General features: G+C 66.8%; 6 protein-coding genes and 1 pseudogene. 1 reads left to right on the top strand and 6 read right to left on the bottom strand.

Translation table 11 applies throughout. The features are described from left to right. Nucleotides 1-143 precede the first annotated feature (143 nt). From eutC to AB4Y99_RS24680, 6 genes are all read right to left on the bottom strand, one after another. The gene (eutC, locus tag AB4Y99_RS24655) at nucleotides 144-962 is read right to left on the bottom strand and encodes an ethanolamine ammonia-lyase subunit EutC (RefSeq protein WP_113252889.1); all 819 of its coding nucleotides are present in this window, start codon (nucleotides 960-962) and stop codon (nucleotides 144-146) included. Continuing rightward, on the bottom strand, nucleotides 959-2,347 hold the full coding sequence (locus AB4Y99_RS24660) for an ethanolamine ammonia-lyase subunit EutB (protein ID WP_441525173.1): 1,389 nt from the start codon (nucleotides 2,345-2,347) through the stop codon (nucleotides 959-961). Before AB4Y99_RS24660 ends, eutC begins: the two co-directional genes overlap by 4 nt. A gap of 159 nt (nucleotides 2,348-2,506) precedes the next feature. Next, on the bottom strand, nucleotides 2,507-3,169 hold the full coding sequence (trhA, locus tag AB4Y99_RS24665) for a PAQR family membrane homeostasis protein TrhA (protein WP_441525174.1): 663 nt from the start codon (nucleotides 3,167-3,169) through the stop codon (nucleotides 2,507-2,509). An 88-nt stretch (nucleotides 3,170-3,257) separates the two neighbouring features. Next, a complete protein-coding gene (locus AB4Y99_RS24670; protein WP_441525176.1) occupies nucleotides 3,258-3,935 on the bottom strand; it encodes a GntR family transcriptional regulator in 678 nt (225 codons plus the stop codon). A gap of 254 nt (nucleotides 3,936-4,189) precedes the next feature. After that, the gene (locus AB4Y99_RS24675; RefSeq protein ID WP_441525175.1) at nucleotides 4,190-4,999 is read right to left on the bottom strand and encodes a sugar phosphate isomerase/epimerase family protein; all 810 of its coding nucleotides are present in this window, start codon (nucleotides 4,997-4,999) and stop codon (nucleotides 4,190-4,192) included. A 7-nt stretch (nucleotides 5,000-5,006) separates the two neighbouring features. After that, nucleotides 5,007-5,747, bottom strand: a complete 741-nt coding sequence (locus AB4Y99_RS24680) for an SDR family NAD(P)-dependent oxidoreductase (RefSeq protein ID WP_038357675.1) — start codon at nucleotides 5,745-5,747, stop codon at nucleotides 5,007-5,009. 153 nt (nucleotides 5,748-5,900) lie between these two features. Here AB4Y99_RS24680 and AB4Y99_RS24685 point away from each other — a divergent pair. Continuing rightward, nucleotides 5,901-6,085: pseudogene (locus AB4Y99_RS24685) on the top strand (hypothetical protein); the annotation flags it as partial.

The following is a 6,085-nucleotide window of genomic DNA, read 5'->3' on the forward strand; positions in this document are numbered from 1 at the left end:
CGTCTTTGGGGCCATTCAGGCCGCTTAAATGCTGCAGTGCGACTTAGCAACAATCGATGTGACGCAGGTACCCGCCGCACCCCTCGCCATCGCATCGTCGCTCGAGGCGCTCCGGCCTTCCCGCACGCCTGCGAGACGCTGGATCATGCGCTCGTCGGCCGTACCGACAGCCGAACGATCTCCGGCTCCGGTTCCCGGTCGCTTTCATCCTTGAGGCGCGTGCCGGTGACGTTCAGCGCGAAGGCGCGCTTCATCAGCCAGGCGATCTTGTAGGCTGCCGCTTCGCTGTCGAGGCCGCCCGGACGGATATTGGACACGCAGTTCCGGCTGGCGTCGCTCAAGCCCCGCCGCGGCGACAAGGTGAGATAGGCGCCCAGGCTGTCCGGCGCGGAAAGGCCGGGACGCTCCCCGATCAGGACGAGGCTCATGCGTGCCGCCAGCCGCTCACCGACCTCGTCTCCAAGTGCGACACGGGCGCCTTCCGCCAGCACGACCGGCGCGACGCTCAGCCCCAGATGCGTACAATAAGCCAGAAGATGCGCGACGAGAGGCGGCGCGTTGCCGGCCACGGCCCGCGAGGACAGGCCGTCCCCGATGACGATGACCAGATCGCAGCCATGCTCTGCCGCGCCGTCGAGCCGTGTCGCGCTGGCCTGATCCAGCCGCCGGCCGAGATCGGGACGCCGCAGATAGAGATCGCGCTGCGTCGCATCCGACCTGACCCGCAGGCAGGAGCTTCCGAGCGCCTTCACCTCGGCTTCGAGGGCGTCGATATCGAGGGCGATATGGACCGCGTCGCGCGCCGCCGCATGAGCCATCTGGAAGCGCAGAACCTCACGTGTCGGCAGGCTCGCGCCGACGCGGCCGAGCGCGACCCGCGCCGGGGTCAGCTCGGCGAGCCGCGACCACAGGGCATCGGCCTTCTTTCCACGCTCCATCTCGCCACGGTCGCGCTCGCTCATGCCGCCAGACCGATCGAGCGGGAGAGCAGCGGCAGCGCCCCCGGCTCGGCACGCAGCCGGCCGGTCGCGTCGGTGATCCCGACCTGCTGCAGCCAGGCCTCGAACTCCGGGGCGCGGCCGAGCCCCAGCAGCTCCCGGACGTAGAGCTGGTCGTGGAAGGAGGTCGACTGGTAGTTCAGCATCACGTCGTCGGCGCCCGGCACGCCCATGACGAAGTTGATCCCCGATGTCGCCAGCAGGGTCAGGAGCGTATCCATGTCGTCCTGATCGGCTTCGGCATGGTTGGTATAGCAGATGTCGCAGCCCATCGGCAGGCCGAGCAGCTTGCCGCAGAAATGGTCCTCGAGCCCGGCCCGGATGATCTGCTTGCCGTCATAGAGGTATTCCGGGCCAATGAAGCCGACGACGGTGTTGACCAGGAGCGGGGAGAAGGCGCGCGCCACCGCATAGGCTCGCGCTTCCAGCGTCTGCTGGTCGACGCCGTGATGCGCCCCGGCCGAGAGCGCCGAGCCCTGCCCCGTCTCGAAATACATGACGTTGTCGCCGAGCGTGCCGCGCTTCAGCGCGAGGGCGGCCTCGCGCCCTTCGGCCAAGACGGCCAGATCGACGCCGAAGGAGCGGTTGGCCGCTTCGGTTCCCGCGATCGACTGAAAGACGAGGTCGATCGGCAGGCCCTTCTCGATCAGGCCGATCGTCGTCGTCACATGGGTCAGGATGCAGGATTGCGTCGGTATCTCCAGCTTCCCGATGATCTCCTCGAAGAGCCGCGCCAGATCGGCCATGACCTCCACCGAATCCGAGGCTGGGTTGACGCCGATGACCGCGTCGCCGCAGCCATACATCAGCCCGTCGACGACGGAAGCCGCGATGCCGCGCCGGTCGTCGGTCGGGTGATTGGGCTGCAGGCGGACGGAAAGCCTGCGGGGCAAGCCGATCGTGTTGCGGAACCGCGTGACCACCCGGCATTTGCTCGCCGCCAGGATGAGATCCTGATTGCGCATCAGCTTGGAGACGGCGGCCGCCATCTCCGGCGTGATGCCTTTCGCCAGCGCAGCCAGCATCCGGGTATCGGCGCTCTCGGAGAGCAGGAAGTCGCGGAAATCGCCGACCGTCATATGCGCGACCGGCGCGAAGGCCTGGGTATCGTGACGATCCAGGATCAACCGCGTGACCTCGTCGCTCTCATAGGGAACGAAGGTCTCGGTGAGAAAGGCCTTGAGCGGCACCTCGGCGAGGCAGAGCTTCGCCGCCACGCATTCCTCCGCCGAACCGGCGGCGATCCCGGCGAGCATGTCGCCGGAGCGCAGGGGCGTGGCTTTCGCCATCACCTCCTTGAGATCGGCGAAGGCCCAGTTCTGATTTCCGACCGCCATGCGGTAGGCCATGGCCTCACCTCGCTTCAGAGACATCCGGACGCGGGCGGCCGAGCTGCGTTCTGGCCGGCCTCCATCCTACATGAAGAGACTTAGCACGAAGAATGCCAGCTTTCGGCGGTGAGCGACCAACCGGACCGCCCGGTGCGAGACCTTGCCCGCGAGGCGCGCTCAGGCCACTGAGACGACCGCATAGGCCCGAAAGACGGCCCCATAGAAGCAGCCGGAGGCCACGAGCACGAAGCCGTGCCAGATCGCATTCTGGAACGGCAGGCTTTCCCAGACATGGAAGATGACGCCGATCGAGTAGAGCAGACCACCCGCGAGCATCAGCCACAGGCTGGTCGCCGGCAGCTCGGCGATGCTCTGCCACAGCAGGATGCCGCTCCAGCCGATGACGAGATAGAGCACGATCGAAAGCCGATCGAGCCGGCCGGGAAAGGCGAGCTTCAGCACGACGCCCAGGACCGACGCGGCCCAGACCACGGCGAGCAGGATCTGCGCCATGAGGCTCGAGCCGAGCTTCATCAGGAAGGGCGTATAGGTTCCCGCGATCAGCACATAGATGGCCGAATGGTCGAAGCGCCGGATCAGCCATTTCATCGGCGAAACCGGCCATAGATTGTAGATCGCCGAAACGATCAGCACGGCCAGCAACGCGGCGCCGTAGATCGCGACAGGGACGAGATCGGCCGACGGCGCCGCCACGAGCACGCGCAGGATGAGTGCCGTCACCGCGGCGAGGCCGAGCGCGATCCCGAGCGCATGGACCACGCCATCGGCCCACAGCTCGGCCCGGCTGACATCGAAGCGCCCATGTCTCGGTTGCAGCAAATGACGCCCTTTCACGATCGCGCCATGCTGCGCGAATCCGGGGCAGAGCGCAAAGCGTCACTTTGACCTGTGTCGGCGCAGGCTTCGATCAGTCCAAAAGCGGGGCGAAATGTTCCAGCGACGGGCTTCGCGAGGCCCGGCTCGTCGCCACGCGCTCCTGCGACGGCTCGACGCTGTAGCGTTTCGCCATCTTCAGGATGTGGTTCGAGAGCGCCTCGAGCGCCGCCGGCATGTCATCCTCTTCCAGCCTGGCGATGATCTCGAAATGCTCGGCGCTCGCTTCGCCCCGGATCGCATCCGTGGAGCGGTGCGAGCGCAGCGCCGCGACCTTTCCCGAGACGAGCCGATAGGCATTGATCAGGTAGCTGTTGCCGCTGTTCTCGATCGACACGCCATGGAACGCCGTATCCCCGTGAGAGCTGCGCAGATGATCGCCGGCGAGGACCGCCTCCTGCATGCCCTGCGCGGCCGCCTTCAGCGCGGCGAGCGTCTCGTCACGCCGGCGCCGCATGGCCAGACGCAGCGCCTCCGCCTCGATCATCAGCCGGAACTCGCAGAGATTCTCGATGTCCTCCTTCGTCGGCAGGAAGACGAAGCTGCCGCGCTGCGGCTTGATGTCGATCAACCCCTGCTGCTCCAGCGCCGTCAAGGCTTCGTGCACCGGGCTGCGGCTGACGCCGAGCCTGGTCGCGAGCTTGTCCTCCGAGAGCGCGTCGCCGAGCTCCACCTCGCCGTCGACGATCGCCTGACGCAGGCGTTCGGTCACGCGCAAGGTCAGACCTCCCCGCTGTCTTGCACCCACCTCGCCACATCTCCTTCCTGGCCACCGGGGCCGGACGATGCCCGGCTTCTCCCCTCGGCGGCACGCCTCGGCGCGCGGTATCCGCCGCTAGAGCCGGATGATTTCAAATGGGATCACGAGGTGATCCCATTTGAAATCTGAATCCGTCTCTCACCTAAAAGTTGGAGCAGGATAGTCGCGAAAAACCGGTTCCCACTTTTTCGCATCCTGCTCCGAACCTAAAGCGAATCGAGGAAATTGCGCGTTCCGGCGATGCCCCGGCGCGCCTTTTCCACAAAGCTCAACGACGCGTCGCCGCGATGCGGCGTCTCGACGCTGATCGCGATGTCCGGCGGCAACTCCGCCATCAGTTCCCCCAGCCACAGGCCACCCTCGCCCGGAATCATGCGCGCGCCCCGCGCTTCCGCGATGCGCCCCGCATCGTCGGCAGGCTGGCTCGCGGGAGCGTCGCAGAGCTGGAGATAGAGCACCTTGTCCCGCAGCGCCGCGACCGCCGCCGGCCCGCCGCCGGAGCGCGACAGATGCAAGGCGTCGAGCAGGATGCCGACATTCCCGCGTCCTGACGCGGCGGCGAGCTGCGCCGCATCCTCGATGGTCGCCGCGGCGCGCCAGCGCATGAACTCGATCGCGATCGCGATGCCGTGCCCGCCGGCGACATCCGCGATCCGCCCGAGATTGTCGGAGGCCCGCGACAGATCGGGATCCTCCGAGGTGATCTGCATCAGTGGCATGCCGAATTCCGCCGCCGTCTCGATGACGGGCAGCCAGGACTCAATCGCTGTGTCCGCTCGGAGGGTGAAGACCTCGCCATCGAGAAAGCCGATCCCGAGATCGGCGGCCGTCGTCCGGATCTCACGGATCAGCGCCTTGTCGCCGACGATGGGATGCGCAAGCTCGAGCCCGAGCGGCGCGATCAGCCTGAGGCCGGCCGCGTCGTAGCCGGCCGCCGCGGCGCAGCGGACATGCTCGACCGGCGGGCAACCCTGGACGGTGAGATAAGCCAGCGACAGGCTGTGCTGCTTGTACATGCCGTCCTCAATAGGTCGCGCGGCCGCCCGAGACGTCGAAGACGGCGCCCGTCGAGAACGAGCACTCCTCCGACGCCAGCCAGCCCGCCAGCGCCGCCACCTCCTCCGCCTGTCCGAGCCGGCCGACCGGAATCTTGGACACGACATAGGCTCTGAATTCGGGCGTGAGCTGCTGAAGCATCTCGGTCTCGATCGCCGCCGGCGTCACGCAGTTCACCCGGATCTGCGTGGTCGCGAGCTCCTTGCCGATCGACTTGGTCAGACCGATCACGCCGGCCTTGGAGGCGGAATAGGCGACCGCGTTGGGATTGCCCTCCTTGCCGGCGATCGACGCCATGTTGACGATGCGGCCATAGCCGGTCTTGAGCATCTCGCGCACCGCCGCCTGGCAGCAATGGAAGACGGCGTCGAGATTGAGCGACATGACGAAGCGCCAGCCCTCGCTGGGATACTCCGCGAAGGGGGCCAGCGGCCCGTTATGGCCGGCACAGGTGACGAGGATGCCGAGCGGGCCGAGTTCTCCGACGACGCGGGTCGTCGCATCCGCGACCGCCTTCTCGTCGGTCACGTCGACCGCATAACCCCTGGCGCCCGGCAGCTTCGCGGCCGCAGCGACGGCGCGGTCGCCGTCGATGTCCCAGATCGCGACCTTGTGGCCTTTCGCGGCCAGGCGCGCGGCGATCGGAAAGCCCAGCCCGCCTGCCCCTCCCGTCACGATCGCGACGCGCGGTGTCTCGCTTCCCTGCATTTCATCCTCCCGGGAGCCGGGCCCTTCTGACAACGGGCACTTGACTCATTCGACATACTAACATTCTAGTAGGTTAGTTGGAGAGGAAACGAGCTCCTTGTCAAGCGGCCGATTGCAGAGCCCGCAGGCAGGAGCGTCTGAGAGACGGGTACGATGGGACTGAAGGGATCAGCTTTTCTCGCGATCTGGCACGATATCGCCGAAGGCGGGCACGAAGCTTATATCGAGTGGCACACGCGCGAGCACATGCCGGAACGGCTGTCGATCCCCGGCTTTCGCACCGGCAAGCGCCTGCATGCGCCGCAGGCAGCCCGCCATGTCTTCGGGACGATCTATGC

Origin of the sequence: Allobosea sp. TAB14 (genome assembly GCF_052113865.1) — a bacterium.
Lineage (GTDB): Bacteria > Pseudomonadota > Alphaproteobacteria > Rhizobiales > Beijerinckiaceae > Allobosea > Allobosea spartocytisi.

What these genes read in the sequence shown, in the direction of transcription:
- eutC (WP_113252889.1), bottom strand. Translation starts at nt 962, where the DNA reads ATGAGCGAGCGCGACCGTGGCGAGATGGAGCGTGGAAAGAAGGCCGAT.
- AB4Y99_RS24660 (WP_441525173.1), bottom strand. Translation starts at nt 2,347, where the DNA reads ATGGCCTACCGCATGGCGGTCGGAAATCAGAACTGGGCCTTCGCCGAT.
- AB4Y99_RS24675 (WP_441525175.1), bottom strand. Translation starts at nt 4,999, where the DNA reads ATGTACAAGCAGCACAGCCTGTCGCTGGCTTATCTCACCGTCCAGGGT.
- AB4Y99_RS24680 (WP_038357675.1), bottom strand. Translation starts at nt 5,747, where the DNA reads ATGCAGGGAAGCGAGACACCGCGCGTCGCGATCGTGACGGGAGGGGCA.